Annotated in this window: 16 protein-coding genes; 7 read left to right on the top strand and 9 right to left on the bottom strand. The window is 59.8% G+C overall.

What is annotated here, in order from left to right:
- Positions 1 to 9: 9 nt before the first annotated feature.
- The 5 genes from JI59_RS23695 to JI59_RS23675 are packed head-to-tail and all read right to left on the bottom strand — an operon-like array spanning position 10 to position 4,660.
- Positions 10 to 489, bottom strand: coding sequence for an aromatic-ring-hydroxylating dioxygenase subunit beta (locus JI59_RS23695; RefSeq protein ID WP_007015976.1), 480 nt, complete (start codon positions 487 to 489; stop codon positions 10 to 12).
- The gene (locus tag JI59_RS23690; RefSeq protein ID WP_007015975.1) at positions 486 to 1,760 is read right to left on the bottom strand and encodes an aromatic ring-hydroxylating dioxygenase subunit alpha; all 1,275 of its coding nucleotides are present in this window, start codon (positions 1,758 to 1,760) and stop codon (positions 486 to 488) included. Before JI59_RS23690 ends, JI59_RS23695 begins: the two co-directional genes overlap by 4 nt.
- Entirely contained in the window at positions 1,757 to 2,773 is a 1,017-nt protein-coding gene (locus JI59_RS23685) for a PdxA family dehydrogenase (protein ID WP_047824522.1), read from the bottom strand. The genes JI59_RS23690 and JI59_RS23685 overlap by 4 nt, the downstream gene beginning before the upstream one ends.
- Positions 2,757 to 3,251 (bottom strand): aromatic-ring-hydroxylating dioxygenase subunit beta, encoded by a 495-nt coding sequence (locus tag JI59_RS23680; protein ID WP_007015973.1) that lies wholly within the window; start codon positions 3,249 to 3,251, stop codon positions 2,757 to 2,759. The genes JI59_RS23685 and JI59_RS23680 overlap by 17 nt, the downstream gene beginning before the upstream one ends.
- Entirely contained in the window at positions 3,248 to 4,660 is a 1,413-nt protein-coding gene (locus JI59_RS23675; protein ID WP_007015972.1) for an SRPBCC family protein, read from the bottom strand. Before JI59_RS23675 ends, JI59_RS23680 begins: the two co-directional genes overlap by 4 nt.
- 289 nt (positions 4,661 to 4,949) lie before the next feature.
- On the opposite strand from JI59_RS23675, the gene bphC reads away from it, so the two are divergent.
- The 7 genes from bphC (at position 4,950) to JI59_RS23640 (ending at position 12,694) form a co-directional block, all read left to right on the top strand.
- The gene (gene bphC / locus JI59_RS23670) at positions 4,950 to 5,849 is read left to right on the top strand and encodes a biphenyl-2,3-diol 1,2-dioxygenase (RefSeq protein ID WP_007015971.1); all 900 of its coding nucleotides are present in this window, start codon (positions 4,950 to 4,952) and stop codon (positions 5,847 to 5,849) included.
- A gap of 50 nt (positions 5,850 to 5,899) precedes the next feature.
- Positions 5,900 to 6,226 (top strand): non-heme iron oxygenase ferredoxin subunit, encoded by a 327-nt coding sequence (locus tag JI59_RS23665; protein WP_037485736.1) that lies wholly within the window; start codon positions 5,900 to 5,902, stop codon positions 6,224 to 6,226.
- The gene (locus tag JI59_RS23660) at positions 6,227 to 6,715 is read left to right on the top strand and encodes an aromatic-ring-hydroxylating dioxygenase subunit beta (protein ID WP_007015969.1); all 489 of its coding nucleotides are present in this window, start codon (positions 6,227 to 6,229) and stop codon (positions 6,713 to 6,715) included.
- Between the two features lie 22 nt (positions 6,716 to 6,737).
- A complete protein-coding gene (locus JI59_RS23655; protein ID WP_007015968.1) occupies positions 6,738 to 8,000 on the top strand; it encodes an aromatic ring-hydroxylating dioxygenase subunit alpha in 1,263 nt (420 codons plus the stop codon).
- Positions 7,997 to 8,584 carry a 2-hydroxychromene-2-carboxylate isomerase gene (locus JI59_RS23650; protein ID WP_007015967.1) on the top strand — a complete coding sequence of 196 codons (588 nt, stop codon included), beginning with the start codon at positions 7,997 to 7,999 and terminating at the stop codon, positions 8,582 to 8,584. The genes JI59_RS23655 and JI59_RS23650 overlap by 4 nt, the downstream gene beginning before the upstream one ends.
- A gap of 12 nt (positions 8,585 to 8,596) precedes the next feature.
- Positions 8,597 to 11,071, top strand: a complete 2,475-nt coding sequence (locus JI59_RS23645) for a TonB-dependent receptor (protein WP_007015966.1) — start codon at positions 8,597 to 8,599, stop codon at positions 11,069 to 11,071.
- A gap of 123 nt (positions 11,072 to 11,194) precedes the next feature.
- Complete coding sequence (locus JI59_RS23640) at positions 11,195 to 12,694, top strand: NAD-dependent succinate-semialdehyde dehydrogenase (RefSeq protein ID WP_007015965.1); 1,500 nt, start codon at positions 11,195 to 11,197, stop codon at positions 12,692 to 12,694.
- Between the two features lie 75 nt (positions 12,695 to 12,769).
- Here the strand turns inward: JI59_RS23640 and JI59_RS23635 are convergent.
- The 4 genes from JI59_RS23635 to JI59_RS23615 form a co-directional block, all read right to left on the bottom strand.
- Positions 12,770 to 14,139, bottom strand: a protein-coding gene (locus JI59_RS23635; protein WP_148650901.1) for an IS3 family transposase whose coding sequence is annotated in 2 segments (ribosomal slippage) — positions 12,770 to 13,789 and positions 13,792 to 14,139 — 1,368 coding nt in all. Because the reading frame shifts where the segments join, the coding sequence is not laid out codon by codon here.
- Between the two features lie 229 nt (positions 14,140 to 14,368).
- A complete protein-coding gene (locus JI59_RS23625) occupies positions 14,369 to 15,580 on the bottom strand; it encodes an MFS transporter (RefSeq protein WP_238532670.1) in 1,212 nt (403 codons plus the stop codon).
- A gap of 118 nt (positions 15,581 to 15,698) precedes the next feature.
- Positions 15,699 to 16,559, bottom strand: coding sequence for an IclR family transcriptional regulator (locus JI59_RS23620; protein ID WP_007015960.1), 861 nt, complete (start codon positions 16,557 to 16,559; stop codon positions 15,699 to 15,701).
- 74 nt (positions 16,560 to 16,633) lie between these two features.
- Entirely contained in the window at positions 16,634 to 17,398 is a 765-nt protein-coding gene (locus tag JI59_RS23615; RefSeq protein WP_007015959.1) for an IS6 family transposase, read from the bottom strand.
- Between the last annotated feature and the right edge of the window lie 2 nt (positions 17,399 to 17,400).

Here is a 17,400-nt window from a genome sequence, read left to right as displayed (position 1 = left end):
GTTCGGCCGTCAGATCGGAGTCGCCAGCAGCGTCGCGATCCTGTGGGTGTCATAGACGCACATTCGGCTCACCAGCTTGGCCAAACCGTCCTTGATCAGCAGCCGATCGACATATTTCCCGACATTGTAGATGCGGGTCTCACCGTCGTTGCGGGTCTGCAGCACGGCATAGCTTGCTTCGGCCGACACGGTGTCCCCGTCGATCCCGGTCAAGACCGCTCGCGAAATCAGGTGACGGCTGAAATGCTCCGGAAAAACATTTGCCTGGCGCAGCGCCACAACCCGATCGACCAGCATGCCCTTGCTGTCGCAATAAATGACTGCGGCGGGCAGCCCGTTGTCGACGTTTTCGCGGGCGATCACCTGATAAAGGCAATCATCGACAAAGAACTCGGGCCACTCCTCAAGCCGGCCGTCATCCAGACACAGACAGTAAGCGGCGTTCAAGGAATCGACGAGGCCTTGCAAAACAGGATCGACCATGCTCATGCCGATGCCTCCGCACTGACGGCAAGTGCATCACCCATCAGGTTCAGATAGCCTTTCCAGAATCCGCGCACTGCGTTTTCGTCCATGCCCAGCGGCGCGTAATAGCCGCGCACGTCGTCGCCCCCCATTTCGATGAAACTGTGCTTGCCTTCGGCCCCGACCGTGCCCTGCTGGCAAAGCTCGACCGCTTCACCGTCCTCCATCGAAATCAGTCCGGAAGGGCCGACAAGGTTCAGGTTGCGCAGCCGGTGACGGGTCGTTTCCTCATCGTCGTCGGCATAGCCGAAATAAGTCCATACCAGCTCGGTCTTATCGACACCGTGAGTCACAATCTGGCGTGTCGCCAGCGTGTTCTGGATCTGCTGCAGCACGACCGACGGAAACAGCGACTGGATGTGCAAGCCCACATCGTCCTCGATCTCGGGCCGGAATTGCAACAGGCGTTCGTCCTGCAGTTTGGCGGACCCTTGCATTTCGCGATTGGCCTCATCGCCGAACGATCCGTAATCGATGTCACCCTTGGGCTTGGAGAAGGTAAAGACATTGTGAAAGCCCTGCTCGGCCAGCTCACCCGCGCTGTCCTGACTTTGTCGGTAGATTCCGAAAGTCGGGTAGAACAGGTGCAGCAAGCCGCCGTGGTAGCTGTCGCGGCTGTTTTCGGAATAGAGCTTCCAATTGCCCGCCATGTATTGCCGGGAGTAACCCAGTACCTTGATCGGGCGCTGGAAAACGCGGTCGATATACTTGCGCATCACCGGGCCGAGAAAATCGTCAAGCGACTCGATGTCGGCTGAAAAAGTGCCGAACACCATGCCCTTGTAGCTTTCTACCCGGAGCTTCTCGAGCGAGTGACTGGCCAGATCGAAATCCTTTTCGTACCCTCCTACGCCCTTCATCCCGCGCCGGAAGGGTACGCCGACCAGCGTGCCTTCTGAATCGTAAGCCCACTGATGGTAGACGCAGACGAACGCGCCGTCGGCCTGGTTGCCGCGCAACGAACGGCACACCGTCGCGCCCTTGTGCGCGCACCGGTTTACCCAGGCATGAATCTTGCCTTCCTGTCCGCGCACGAGCACCACCGGCGTTTCGCCGAGATGGGTTGCGCGAAAGTCGCCAGCGTTGGGAATCTCGGCCTCAAGCCCAAGGTAGCACCAGGTGCGTCCCTTGAAGATATTGCGCTGCTCGGCGGCGAAAATCTGCGTATCGTGGTAGACTCTATAGTCCACCGCTGTCGGGAGCGAGGGCGCTCCCACTGGGGCCATGGCATTCATTGTGCTTCTCCTGTAAATCCCTGTCCGGATGCGAGCTGACCGCAAATGTGCATCGCGCTGAGCATCATCGCGGCGTCCGCCTTGCCCGTGCCGACAATATCGTAGGCGGTGCCGTGGGCGACCGACATGTGCAGATAGGGCGGACCCATTATGATCACGCAATTGCCCGAAAAGCCCCAGGTCTTTACGGCAATGTGCCCCTGATCGTGGAACATCGCGAGGACCATGTCGAAGCGCCCCTCGATGCACTGGCGGAACACCGAATCCGGCGCAATCGGGCCTTCCACCGCGATGCCCGTTGCCCGCGCCCGTTCAACCCCGGGAAGGATCGCGAGCCGGTCCTCGTCACCCATAGCGTGCGGGTTGAGTCCGGCCACGGCGATCCGCGGACGCGCGATTCCCCAGGACCGCATGGCATCATTGACTTGCCTGATTGCCTTGGCGACGAGGTCGGCGGTGATGACGTCGATCACCTGGCGCAGCGACATGTGATCGGTGAGATGCGCCACCCGCAAAGGACCGGTCAGCAACACCAGATAGCTTTCGCCCGGCGTGGGGCTGATCACCTTGTCGAGTTTTCCGGCCATCTTGAGCGAACCGCTGCTGATCGGTCCCATGACCGTCGCGGCGAAGGAGCCATCCCGGGCCAGCGCGTCGAGCTCGTCCAGCCATTGCGCGGTGGCATGGCCGGCCACTTCGGTATCCACACCCAGTGGCAAAACGCCGTCCGGCAAGGCTCCAGTGTCGATCACGTCGATCACCCCGACATCGTCACTGGGCTGTTCGAACGAACGCATCCGGCGCACCCGGGCCCTCACCCCGGTCATGTCGAGCGCACGCTCCACCGCCGCTGCCGAGCCAAGTAGCACCGGTATCGACACCTCGTGTACCGAACCGTCCGCCAGGGCCTTGACCGTCACTTCGGGTCCGATCCCCGCAGGATCGCCGATCATGGTTCCGACGACGGGACGCTCTTCTGGTGCTGCCATGGGTCGGTCAGATGCTGTAGACATCGAGCATGGTCTGCGCGAGGTCGTTGATGATCACGGTCTTCTTGCGCTTGATCACAAAACTCCCGCCGGCAGGCTCGAGATCATAGAAGGCCGATCCGCTGTAGACGGTTACCGCCCCATCGAGCACGGATGTTACCGTCCAGGATGTGCGCGCCCGCACCAGGCCATCGCCTTCTTCCGTCGAAAGCAGCGTGAACACGTGCGAAGTGCGCGGCCCGGGCGTACTTGCCGAGGACCGCCCGGTGCGAATACGGAAAACCCGATCCTCAAGGCCACCGCGATTGTGATAATAGATCAGCGAGATTTCACGCTGCGGATCAACGGTAAGGCGCTCGCGGTCATCCCAGGCCGGAGCCCAGTATTCCGCGTCTTCCGCGTAGAGCGACAGCCAGGCGTCCCAGTCCTTATCATCCAGCGCTACCGCCTCGCGTCCGAGAAAGCGGTAAACGGCAAGCCAATGCGTATCGGTAGCCGTCATTGCGCCAGCTCCAAGTCGCCCTTGGCAAGAAATTCTGCGGTCTCCTGGTCGATAGCGGAGTTCATCCGGCTGATCCACTCGTCGTGGATAGCTACATAGAGTCCCTCGTCAGCCACTGACGGACTGCTCATCACCGCATCCACCGAAAGGCCGGCGCCGAAACGCCCGGCCTTTTGTTCCCAGCGCGTCGAGCCGCGCGACATGTCGTTCATCCGACCTTCGCCTGCGCCATACCCGGCCTGGCAGTTGTTGAATTCGGTCAGATCGTCCGGGGTCGCCATGCCGCTGGCATTGAAGAAATCCTCGTATTGCCGGATCCTCAGGGCCCGGGCCGAGGCGCTTTCACCCACCGGAGCGATGCAATAGGTCGTGACTTCGGTCTCGTCGACGGAGATCGGCTGGATGATCCTGATCTGGGTGCTGGTCTGATCCATCAGGAAGACGTTGGGGAACAGCTGAAGATTCCGGATGCGTTTGTTCATCCACAGCGCCTTTTCGTCGCCGTAGGTATCCACCATCCAATCGAGGACCTCGAAATTCGGCCGATCCTTGAAATTCGCGTAGTCTGTCCACAGCACAGAATGTCCGTTATGGAAGGAAAACGAGCCGCCGTCCTGCCGATTGATATTGGTGATATCGACCGCCCTAGTGTCGTTCTTGGAGGCACCTTCGACCCGCCGCATCACCGTCATGAAGTAATTGGCGTGGACCGTCCCGACGTGATACCCGTCCAAGCCGTTCTCAACCTGCATCTTCCAGTTGCCGCGATAGCGGTACCGGGTTGCTCCGGGCAGCACTTCCATTTCGCCATGCTGGGATTGGTCGACCAACAGGTCGATGAACGCCTTCGAACCGGCCAGATATTTCTCGAGTGGCAAGACATCGGCCGACAGGCTGCCGAAGATGAACCCGCGGTAAATTTCGAGGCGTGCGATCCGGGGAAGTCCGAAATCGGCGCGGTCGAAACCGGACGCATAGCCTCCCGCCCCTTCTTCGGTGACGTCGAGAAGATCGCCTACGGACGAGTAGGTCCAGCCGTGGAAGGGGCACATGAAATTCTTCCTGTTGCCGGCCTTTTCGCGGCAGACCTTGGCGCCGCGGTGGGCGCAGGCGTTGACCAGTCCGCGGACAGTCCCAGACCGGTCCCGGGTGATGATCACGGGGATCCGCCCCATCTTGGTGGTAAGGAAATCGTGGGGTTTGGCGACCTGGCTTTCGTGAGCGAGGAATATCCAGTTGCGCTCGAAAATGTACTTCATCTCGATATCGAACAGCTCGGCATCAGTGAAAGCGGCGCGGTCGATCTGGTAGATACCCCTCGCCTGATCTTTCACGAGCCACGATTTCAGGCGCTGTTTGATCGCTTGCAAATCGGCAATCCGTCCGACACGCTTTTCTGCGGCTTCCATAACGCTCCACTCCCACTTTGCGGCAGCCGGTCGGACGGCTTCCGCTGAATGACTGGACTCCTTGGCGGTGTTCCCGAATCCGGTCCCGCGCCGCCCGCCCATCACGGGCGAATCGCTGGATCGACGTTCTGTTGCGCTATTCCTACACCAACAAATTACCCGGTGCAACGTATTGCACTATGGAGAACTATCGACTATCGCCTCGACTCGGCCGGCAAGACCGGCGGCAAGACAATCGGCGATGACGGTCCCGCGAGATGCGAGCCGCGTCCTCTGGGAGAGAAAGCAAATGGCAGCAGTCACGGAACTCGGTTACCTTGGGTTGACCGTCACGAACCTCGATGCATGGCGCAGTTATGCTGCCGAAGTGGCCGGCATGGAGGTTGTCGACGAGGGCGAAGGCGACCGCCTCTACCTGCGCATGGACCAGTGGCATCATCGCATCGTGTTGCATGCCTCCGACTCCGACGATCTTGCCTATCTGGGCTGGCGCGTTGCCGATCCGGTGGAATTCGACGCCATAGTGGCAAAGCTGACCGCCGCCGGAATCTCCTTGACGGTGGCAAGCGAGGCCGAAGCTCGCGAGCGGCGCGTGCTCGGTCTTGCCAAGCTGGCTGATCCGGGTGGGAACCCCACCGAAATTTTTTACGGGCCGCAAGTCGACACCCACAAGCCTTTCCATCCTGGGCGCCCCATGTACGGAAAGTTCGTGACCGGATCGGAAGGAATCGGGCATTGCATCCTGCGTCAGGACGATGTTCCCGCGGCGGCGGCGTTCTACGGACTGCTGGGGCTGCGCGGGTCGGTCGAGTATCACTTGCAACTGCCCAACGGGATGGTGGCGCAGCCGTACTTCATGCACTGCAACGAGCGGCAGCATTCGGTCGCTTTCGGGCTTGGCCCGATGGAAAAGCGCATCAACCACCTGATGTTCGAATATACCGACCTCGACGATCTCGGCCTCGCGCACGACATTGTGCGGGCGCGCAAGATCGACGTCGCGCTCCAGCTCGGCAAGCACGCGAATGACCAGGCGCTGACCTTCTACTGCGCCAATCCGTCGGGCTGGCTGTGGGAGTTCGGCTGGGGTGCCCGCAAGGCCCCGAGCCAGCAGGAATATTACACCCGCGACATCTTCGGTCACGGCAACGAGGCCGCAGGCTACGGCATGGATATTCCCCTCGGTTGAGCCTTCCATTAACCGCCAGTTCGGAAGCAAGATTGGAATTGCGAGACGCTATGTCGAACAAACTGCGCCTTTGCCAAGTAGCGGACGTTAAGGATGGTGAACCTGTCGCGGTTTACCAGGAGCAAATGCCTGCGCTTGCCGTCTACAACGTCGATGGCGATGTATTCGTCACCGACAATATGTGCACCCATGGCAATGCCATGCTGACCGATGGCTACCAGGACGGCGGAATCATCGAATGCCCGTTCCATGGTGGTTCCTTCGACATCGCCACCGGAGCAGCCAAAGCCTTTCCCTGCCAGGTTCCGATCAAGACCTACTCAGTCACGATCGACGACGGCTGGGTGTGCATCGATCAGCCGGAAGGGAGCGCCTGAATGCTCCTCGAGTCCCCTACGCGCTACGAGCTGCAGCAACTCGTGACCGAGCTCAATGCGCTCTACGCTGAACTGATCGACGACGACCGGCTGGAAGAGTGGCCGGATCTGTTTGTTTCGGACTGCGTCTACACCGTGATCGCGCGCGAGAATTTCGACCGGCAAATGGATACGTCGGCGATTTATTGCGACAGCCGCGGAATGCTGGCCGATCGCATCGTGTCGCTGCGCAAGGCCAACATCTTCCCGGTGCATGCCTACCGACATATTCTCGGTCCGACCCGAATCGTTTCCGCAACCGGAACGCTCGCCAAGTCGCACACCAGCTATGCGGTCCTTATGACCCGCACTGACGGACGCACCACAATCTACAATTCGGGCAAGTATATCGACGAGATCGACTTGTCTGGCGAGCGCCCCTTGTTCCGCTCAAAGATCGCCGTTTTCGATACCAACCTCATCGACACGATGATGGTTCGCCCGATTTAGTCCGCGACCAGGATTATTGATTATGACCGACACAGCTGTGCTAGACGAGAACCGCTCGAAAACCGCAAACGGAACTGGTCGCCGAGTTCCCTACCGGGTTTTCACCGATCCGGAGTACCACGCGCGCGAGCAGGAAACGATCTTCCAGGGCGAGACCTGGTCTTTCGTGGCGCTCGAGGCGGAAGTGCCCGATGCTGGCGATTTCAAATCGACCTTTATCGGAGAAACCCCGGTCATCGTCACCAGGGCCGCGGATGGCGCCGTTCATGTCGTGGTCAACCGCTGCGCCCATCGCGGGGCCCTGGTGTGCCGCGAACTGCGCGGCAATCGCCCCAATCTCGAATGTGTTTACCACCAATGGGCCTATGACCTCGCCGGCAATCTGATCGGGGTGCCGTTCCGCCGCGGCCTCAAGGGCCAGGGCGGAATGCCCGGCGATTTCGACATGAAGCAGCACGGGCTCAAGCAGCTGCGCGTCGGGATTGTTGGCGGGCTCGTGTTCGCGAGCTTCTCAGAGAGCGTGGTGCCACTGGACGATTTTCTCGGCCCGCTGGTTGTCGAGCATATCGAACGGATCATGCACAAGCCGATCAAGGTTCTGGGCGATCAGCGGCAATACGTTCACGGTAACTGGAAGCTCTATGCCGAGAATACCCGCGATCCCTATCACGCCAGCCTTCTGCACCTGTTCCACAACACGTTCGGTCTCTATCGGTCGACCCAGACCGGCAAAGCACTGATGGATAGCGAGAAGCGGCATTCGCTCCTCTATTCCATCGCCGCCAGCAACGACGATGCCGCCGACAAACAGGCCTATGGCGAATCCAGGACTTTCGATACCGAGTTCAAGCTTCAGGACATGTCGCTGATCAAGGGCCGCCAGGAATTCGATGACGGCATTACCTTGGTTATCCTCGCGGTGTTCCCGAACCTGGTTCTCCAGCAGATTCAGAACACGCTCGCAGTGAGGCAAACCGTGCCCAAGGGTCCCGAAGCGTTCGAACTGGTTTGGACCCACTTCGGTTACGCCGACGACGATGCAGAAATGCAGGCAATCCGGCGCAAGCAGACCAACCTGATCGGTCCGGCCGGGCTGGTTTCGATGGAAGACGGCGAAGCGGTGGAAATCGTCCAGAACGCCATTGCCGGCGAGCAGCAGGCAACCTCCTTCATCGCCATGGGGGGGGGCCGCGCCGAAGATGCCGACCATCTTGTCACCGAAGGCGCCATTATCGGCTTCTGGGACAATTACGAGAAGCTCGTCGGCTTCGGGACCGCACGATGACCCGCAAGATCGACTTCTATTTCGACTTCATCAGTCCCTTCAGCTACCTCGCGCAGCTGAAGCTCCCTGAAATCGCCCGCAAGGCCGGTTGCGAACTCGAATATTGGCCGATCGATATCCCCGAGGCGAAGATCGCGGCGGGGAACTACGGCCCGTCCAATCGCGAGGTGGTTCCGAAAATCAAGGTGATGATGGCGGACCTCAACCGGTGGGCCCGCAAATACGACGCTCCCTTGCGTTTTCCGGCCAGCTTTGCCTGCAAGGACTGGAACTGCGCCACGCTCTATGCGCGCGAGCAGGGCAAGGCGGGAGCATTCGTCGCCGCTGCTTACAATCGCATCTGGGGACAGGGGATCGATCCAAGCGACCGCGAAGAACTGCGCGCCTGCGCAGCCGAAGCCGGGCTTGATGCAGAAGCGTTGACTGCCTTCGTGGACTCGTCACTAGGCCAGAACGAATACCGGAAGGTTCGAAGCCAAGCCTATCAGCGGGGAGTCTTCGGCGCGCCATTAATGTTTGTCGACGATGAAATCTTCTGGGGCAACGACCGCCTGGAGTTCTTGGAAGAGTACTTAGAAAAATAGGGAGAGGAATTTATGTATAAGAAATCGTCAATCGAAACCGCTAAGCGAGTGCTTGCGGTTACCACGAGCTTGACATTGGCCAGCCTCGCGTTGGCTCCCACCGCAACCTATGCTCAGGAAGCCGACGCGGCTGTCCTAGACGAAACTTCGGACGGCGGTCTCGACGAGATCGTGGTCACGGCCCGCAAGCGCGAAGAGAATGCGCAGGAAACGCCGATCGCGGTTACCGCGATGAGCGGCAGCATGATCGAAGACCGGCAAATCGCTAACGTCGCCCAGGTGGCGTCCTACGCACCTAACGTGAATATCCAGCCGGTTGGCAACATCTCGGGTTCGAGTGCGACGCTAACCGCGTTCATCCGTGGCGTTGGACAGACCGACTACAACATCACCGTCGATCCTGGTGTTGGCATCTATGTCGATGGCGTCTATGTCGCCCGATCGATTGGTGGTCTGCTTGAAATGGCGGACATCGCAAATGTCCAGATCCTGCGAGGACCTCAGGGAACTCTGTTCGGCAAGAACACGATTGGCGGCGCGATCCTCGTCAACACGAATGAACCCGGAAACGACTTCGAACTTAAGCTTGAAGCCGCAACCGGACGCTTCAATCGCGCGGATTTCAAGGGCATCGTCAATGTTCCGATCAGCGACACGCTGGCAATGCGCGCGGTCGCTTCCTACGAGACCCGCGACGGCTATCAGCGCCGCCTACTCGATGGTGGGCGTCAAGGCAACAAGGACAGCTTTTCGGGCCGCGTCGCTTTCAAGTGGGAACCGACCGACAATTTCAAGGCGCTTCTCGCCGCCGACGTCAATATTCGGCGCGAGGAGATGGCCGCCAATTATCTGATTGAGAACCGTGATTCGCCGGATCTGCTGCAGTTCCAGACCATCAATGGGCGCGTGGTCAGCATCCCCAGCGCCCCTTTTGCGTACAATAAGCTTCGCGAAGGGGCAGGACAATGTGGCGCTCCTGGCCAACTGGCACCGACCGACAATCCAATCTGCTATTCCTCGCGGTGGGTGACAGGCAACATCGACGAGACCTGGGCGGGAGGGCCAAATCGTTCGAATTTCGATCTTTGGGGCACGAACCTTTCGCTTGAGTATGATTTCGGTAATGTTACTTTGAAGTCGATAAGTGCTTATCGTGACCAAAAATCGACCGTAGACATGGATTTAGACGTGTCTCCGATCGACATGGTTGGTTTTTCGTCCAATGTCCGCATTTGGCAGGCCTCTCAAGAGCTCCAGCTAACGGGTAAGATTCTGGACGATAAGCTGCAGTTTACGATGGGAGCCTATTATCTGAAGGAGAAAGGCAAAGATATTCAGCCTTTGCGCTTTGGATTTGCTGATTTTTTGAGCGGCGGGCTGGTCGATAACGACAGTTATGCCGGATACTTGCAGTTCTCATACAAGGTGACGGATCGCCTCTCGATTACGCCGGGCATACGTTACACCGACGAGACCAAGCGCTACGATCCCTCGTTGTCGGTAATCACCCGTGACTTCACCGCGGGCATTCCTGGTTTGCCTTATCCCGATGGCGTGTTCATCCAGTTTAGCCGTTGCTTGGTTGGTCAGAACGTCCCGCAGCTGATCGTCGGTGGTCCGTTTGACGGTTTCCCGGATCCGACTTGTGTGGCGTCCGCTACCAACCCGGGTGGAAACCATACCGTTCCGGCGTTCGAAGTTTCAGTTCATTCCAAGGAATGGACCCCGGCATTGTCGGTAAACTACCAGTTCACCGACAATATCATGGGTTATGCGTCCTATTCAAAGGGCTTCAAGAACGGCGGATTCACGCAGAGGACCTTCGCGGAACAATTCACCCCGTCCTTTAAGCCGGAATTCGTCACGTCCTACGAAGTCGGCCTCAAAACCGAACTGTTCGACCGGCGTCTGCGCATGAATGTCGCGGTATTCCAGTCGGACTACAACGACATGCAGATCGTAGTGAATGAAGGCATTGCGCCGAAGGTCCGCAACGGTGGCGAGGGCCGGATCAAGGGCTTCGAAATCGAAGGCCAGGCAGCCCCTGCCGACTGGTTGCGGATCGATTACGGTGTGGGCTATCTGGACGCATTTTACCGTTCGATTGACCCCGATGCCTTTCCGGTGAACTTGAACTCGAAGTTTTCTTTCGTTCCCGAATGGACAGCGACGCTCGCCGCCAATGCGACTGTTCACGAGAGCGAGATGGGCAAGTTCGTGCTGCGTGGCGACTGGTATCACCAGAGCGGCGCCTTCAAGGACGCTGTCAACGACCCGAGGCTCTATCAGCCCGCCTATAGCGTGTTCGGGGCAAGTGCCTCATTCACCGACGCCAGCGACCATTTCACCGTAACCGCTGGTGTCACCAACCTGAGCGACAAGCGCTACATTCAAGGTGGGTTTGTCCAGCTGGACTCATCGGGCGTTGCCCAGGCAACCTATTCGCGGCCGCGCGAATGGTTCCTCAAGGTCGCCTACAAGTACTGACGGCTCTCCTTGGGGTAACCGTAAGGTCACTCTATCGATTCCGGGGTTGATCCGTTCCGGCGGTTCCGCCCCGTTTCGTTTGAATCCCTTGAATTTCCCACCCGCGCGCAAAGGTTTCACGCCATGCCTGTTTCCCACCCATTCTTGTCCCGGCCAGAATTCGCTGAAGGCCTGCCGGTCGTCGATGGCGAGGCCATAGCCACTGCCGAGCGGGCGATTGCCGTGATCAATCCTGCGACGGGGATGGCGCTGACGGAAATCCCCCTCCTGGGTGCGGTCGAGGCGAACCGCGCCGTCGAAAGCAACGCCAGAGCCTTCGGGGAATGGCGGGCCCATTCGGCCGCCGAACGCGCCGCCATTCTGCACGCATGGTTCGCGCTCGTTCGCGAAAACCGCAACGATCTGGCAATGCTGCTCACGGCCGAGCAGGGCAAGCCGCTGGCCGAAGCGCTGGGCGAGATCGACTATGCGGCCAGCTTCATCCAATGGTTCGCGGAAGAAGCCCGGCGCATCAATGGCGAGATCATCCCCGCCCAGCGCGATCGCCGGGTCCTGGTTCTCAAGCAGCCGGTGGGCCTGGTCGGCGCGATTACGCCATGGAATTTTCCCGCGGCGATGATCACGCGCAAGGTCGCGCCCGCCCTGGCAGCGGGGTGCACGGTTACGCTCAAACCCGCCGAACTCACCCCGCTCACGGCCTTCGCGCTGGCCCGGCTGGCGCTCGAGGCGGGTGTTCCGGCAGGCGCTTTCAATGTCATCGCCGGCGATGCGCCGGCGATCGGGTCGGTCCTGACCAGCCATCCCGGCGTTGCCAAATTCACCTTCACCGGCTCCACCGCGGTTGGCAAGCTGTTGACCGCGCAGTGCGCGACGACGCTCAAGCGGGTGTCGATGGAGCTGGGCGGCAACGCTCCGCTGATCGTGTTCGACGATGCCGATATCGATGTCGCCGTGGCGGGCACGATCGCTTCAAAGTTCCGAAACACCGGCCAGACCTGCGTCTGCGCCAACCGCATCCTGGTGCAGAACGGCATCCATGACCGGTTCGCCGAAGCGCTGGCCGCCAGAGTCGCGGCTTTCCGCGTCGGCAACGGCCTGGAAGGCGAGACCGATCAAGGACCGCTGATCACCGCCGCAGCATTGCACAAGGTGCGCGAACATGTCGGCGATGCCGTGGGGCGCGGCGCCCGAATCGTCACTGGAGGCGAAGGGCATGAAGCCGGCGAGCTGTTCCACCAGCCCACGGTCCTGACCGGCGCCAACCCCGACATGCGGCTGGCGCTGGAAGAGACCTTCGGACCGGTCGCTCCCCTCTTCCGCTTCGAAACCGAGGCCGAAGCCCTGACCCTGGCCAACAGCACCCGCTCGGGCCTGGCCGCCTACGCATTCACCCGCGACATGGACCGGTTCTGGCGCCTTGCCGAAAGACTCGAGGTTGGCATGGTCGGCTTCAACAACGGCATCATTTCTTCGGAAACCATGCCTTTCGGCGGGGTCAAGGAATCGGGACTGGGGCGCGAGGGATCGCGTCACGGGATCGACGAATTCCTGGAACTCAAGGCCATAAGTCTCGGCTTGCCGCCGCAGCCTGCGATTGAAGCGGAGAAGCCCCGAAGGACATAGCTGTTCGTCGTCAGAACATTCGGCACAACTCGCGGCGTAGATTAGCGGAGTGCGGGCCTCGTCTGGGGGTTGATGTTAGGCGGCGAGCTTGCGGTGCTGCAAGCGCCGATATTCGATGGTCTGTCGCTTGATCCTTTCTCGTCGTTCGATGATGGCCGGGGCCCTGCCGAAGTAGGCGTCGGCGGGCGTCACGTTATTTAGGCTCTCGTGATAGCGCTGGTGATTGTAATGTTCGACGAAGGCCTCGATCTGGGCTTCGAGGTCGCCGGGCAGGAAGTAGTTCTCCAGCAGGATGCGGTTTTTCAGGGTCTGGTGCCAGCGCTCGATCTTGCCCTGGGTTTGCGGGTGCATGGGAGCGCCGCGGACATGGCTCATTTTGTTGGCCTCGATATATTCGGCCAGTTCGCCGGCGATGTAGCTGGGGCCGTTATCGCTGAGCAGCCGGGGCTTGTGCAGCACCGTGGCGCTGTCACAGCCGGAAGCCGCCAAGGCGAGGTCCAGCGTTTCGGTTACATCCTCGGCACGCATGTTGGTGCACAACTTCCAGGCAATGATATAGCGCGAGAAGTCGTCGAGCACGGTCGAGAGGTACATCCAGCCCCACCCGATGATCTTGAAGTAGGTGAAGTCGGTCTGCCACATCTCGTTCGGGCGGGTAGTCTTGGTGTGGAACTGATCGGCGGCCTTTATCACGACATAGGCCGGACTGGTGATCAGATCGTGCGCCTTGAGCAGGCGGTAAACCGTGGATTCCGATACGAAGTAGCGCTTCTCGTCGGTGAAGCGCACCGCCAGTTCGCGAGGGCTGAGATTGGTCGCGTCGGCTTCCAGCGCCATTTCGATGATCTGGTTCTGGATGTCGTCACCGATGCGGTTCCACACGCGGCTCGGCGCCGATGGCCGATCCTGTAACGCTTCCGGCCCGCCCCCAAGATAACGGTCATACCAACGGTAGAACGTCCGGCGGGCGATGCCGAGCTTGTCCAGCGTGCGTTTGGCGGGCAGGTGCGACTGCTCGACGATCCGGATGATCTCGAGCTTTTCGGATGCGGGATACCTCATTCGTCGTCGCCCCCATCCGCGATCATGCTTTTTTTCAGCAGACGGTTTTCGAGTGTCAGGTCGGCCACGCATTCCTTCAGGGCACGCGCTTCGCGGCGCAGATCCTGCACCTCGCCGGTGGTCGCGGCACGGGCAGTGTCGCCCGCCAGGCGGCGCTTGCCCGCTTCCATGAACTCCTTCGACCAGGTGTAGTACAGGCTTTGCGCGATGCCTTCCTTGCGGCACAGCTCGGCAATGCTGTCCTCGCCGCGAAGGCCTTCAAGCACGATGCGGATCTTGTCCTCGGCAGAGAAGTGCCGCCGGGTCTGCCGCCGGATATCCTTCACCACCTGCTCCGCAGGGGCCTTCGACGGCGATTTTGAATAGGAGGATTTGGGCTTCATCTTCGTTCCTTCGTCACTACGACGAAGCCCAAATCCTCCTTAAATCACAACCTCAAATCTGTGCCATTGGTGCTGACGGCGGACACAGCGCACCGGGGTCGCCAGTCCCATCGTATTCGACGGGGTGCGGATGGTCTCGGATATTGCGGCGCCCGGCATCCCCGAAACGCTTGAGGAGCCATTGACCTCATCCTGAGGCAAGCTCCTATCGGCTCGGCGAATTGAGGCGCTAGAACAGCTTGCCCCGTTCGCTGAACAGAACAAGGGCCAAGGTCAGCGACCCGACCATGACCAGCGCAATCGCGAGCGGCAGCGGTGTGCCATCGTAGGCATAACCGATCAGGCCGCCGAGCCCAGCCCCCAGCACCAGCCGGAAGAATGCCTGAACCGATGCCGCGGCACCGGCGATATGCCCGAATGGCTGCAAGGCAATTGCAGTGAAATTGACGAAGACGGTAATCAGCAGGCACATGTTGAGAGACATGAGGACGACAAACTGGACCAGGGTTTCGCCGGGAGCTGAGGCCAGGAACAATTGTCCCACCGATGCCGCAAGGTGGCAGAAAATTGCGGCATGGCCGATCCGCCGGGTGCCAAAGCGCTCGACGATCGCCGAATTGACCAGGCTGGCCAGCGCCATGGTCGCCGCCATCGAGCCGAAGATCAGCGGATAGGCCGAGCCTGCGCCGAAATGCTCGCCGATCAGTTGCTGCGAACTGTTGATGAACCCGAAGTGCCCGCCGAAAATCAAGGACATGCCAATGACATAGCCGATCGACGCCCGGTTCCCGAGCACCGTTGCAACATTGCCCAGCAAATTGCCCGAGCGCTGCGACTGCCGGTTCTGCTTCGGATTGGTTTCCTCCATTCTGAGCAGGAACCAGCCCGTCACCACCAGCGCCAAAGCACCGATCACCAGGAAGATCGCCCGCCATCCCGCGAGCTCGAGAATCGCATAGCCCAGGCTGGGCGCGAAGGTCGGCACCGCCATAAACAGCATCGCCACCACCGCCTGCAGCTTGGCCATGCCGGCACCTTCATAGCGATCGCGGATGATCGCCAGCGGCAGCACCGTCAGCCCGGACGATGCGAACCCCAATATCCCGCGCAGCGCCAGAAGCACGTTGAAGTCACGCACCAGCGCCGACACCGCATTGACGATTACGAACAACGCCATGTAGCCGAGCAGGACCGGCTTGCGCCCATAGCGATCGGAGATTGTTCCGGGTATCAGAGAACTCAATCCCGAACTGATCAGGAAAACGCTGATGATCAGTTGGCGCTGGTTCGATTGGGCAACCTCAAAATCGGCAGCGATGTGTCCGAGAGCCGGCAGCAGCGATGTGAAGGCCAGCGACTGGAGCGCCTGTATCATCGCCATCATGGCGATGAATTCACGCCGGCATATGCCGGCTTCCGTCGTGGGACTTTGAAGGTTCACTGAACCGTGCTCTCCTGAAGCTGCCACAGGGCCGGATCGAACCCGCAACACGCTGTCAGGAGTTAAAGGAAGGCGCCGCCCTTATTGTGCAACGCATTACGCATATCGATACAAAGGGTCAAGCTGGGCCTGGCCAACCGATCGCTTCGCTTGCTTGCCGCGCCTGCTGCAAAATGCGTCCGATCTTTGCCTTGCTGAAATAAGCCTTGTCCTGTGAACGGGCAAGAACGCTCATTGTCGCGACCAGCCGATTTTGCGAATCGAAAATCGGCACCGATACTGCGGCAAGACCCGGCACCACGGACCCATAAGTTCTCGCATATCCGAGTTTGCGAACGGACTCGATTTGCTCAGCCAATTCCCCATCGTCGACAACAATCCCCTCGGCCCTCTCCCGCTCAACGCGATCGCGCGTTTGCGCAGGCGGACAATAGGTCAGGAAAAGGGTGCCGGTGGAGGAGCCTTGCAAAGGCAAGGTGGAACCAACATGCATTGACGTGAACAGGGGGACGCCGCCGTCGATCAAGCGAATTACCGTTGGCCCATAGTCGCCCCAAACACTGAGCAGCCCGGTCGTTTTCAACTCATCCAGCAGGCCCTCGAGGTATCCGGTAGCGATGCGTACGGGGTCTAGCCTGGCCATAGCCGCCAGGCCCAGGCGTACAGCGAGCGTGCCAAGCGAATACCGCCCGCTGGACGCATTCTGTTCGACCATTCCGGTGTTGACGAAGGCAAGTAAATATCGATGTGCCTGACTGCGCGAAAGCCCTGAGCTGGACGCAACATCTCGAAGAAACGCACCACCTGGGTCCGCCTTCAACAGGGCAAGAAGGACCCTTGCCCCAATTTCTACGGACTGAATGGACTTCCGCTGATTGCCACTCTCGGAAATATCGACACTCGATATCTCATCACCCTTGGATTTTGGTATACCCAATTTTCCCACCTGTGCTTCACGAGCCAATTCAATTCCCAGCAAACCTGCTAAATTAAGATGCTAGGCTCTGTTGCAAACATTTGGGACCGCCGAACGACACCGCGCCTTTTTTGGGATCAGGCAACATCGGCGAAATGCTGATTGAGCATGTCCATGGCCTCGGTCATGGCCGAGGGACCAATGCCAAATGATCTTTCGATCAGGCGCACCTCTCCTTTGAACCCCGGCTGCAGGCACCACGGCCGGGCCTGCCCTTTGCGTAGGGCGCGCATGACCTCGAAGCCCTTGATTGTAGCGTAGGCCGTGGGCATCGATTTGAAACCGCGCACAGGCTTGATCAGCATCTTGAGCTTGCCATGGTCGGCCTCGAGCACATTGTTCAGGTATTTCACCTGCCGGTGTTCGGTTTCCGGGGCGAGCTTCCCTTCTCGTTTCAGCTCGGCGATCGCGGCGCCGTAGCTGGGTGCCTTGTCGGTGTTGAGTTTCGTCGGCTTTTCCCAGTCCTTCAGGCCACGAAGAGCCTTGCCTAGAAAGCGCTTCGCGGCTTTGGCGCTGCGGGTCGACGACAGGTAGAAGTCGATCGTGTCGCCCCGTTTGTCGACCGCCCGGTAGAGGTAGGTCCATTTACCCCGGACCTTGACGTAAGTCTCATCGAGACGCCAGCTCGGATCAAAGCCGCGCCGCCAGAACCAGCGCAACCGCTTCTCCATCTCCGGCGCGTAGCGCTGCACCCAGCGATAGATGGTCGTGTGATCGACATTGATGCCACGCTCGGCTAGCATTTCCTCGAGATCACGGTAGCTGATGCCGTACCGGCAATACCAGCGTACCGCCCACAGGATGACCTCGCCGGTAAAATGCCGCCCTTTGAAATCGTTCATCG

Source organism: Novosphingobium pentaromativorans US6-1, assembly GCF_000767465.1.
In the GTDB taxonomy this organism is placed as follows: Bacteria; Pseudomonadota; Alphaproteobacteria; order Sphingomonadales; family Sphingomonadaceae; genus Novosphingobium; species Novosphingobium pentaromativorans.
This window is presented reverse-complemented; position numbering and strand designations above follow the sequence as displayed.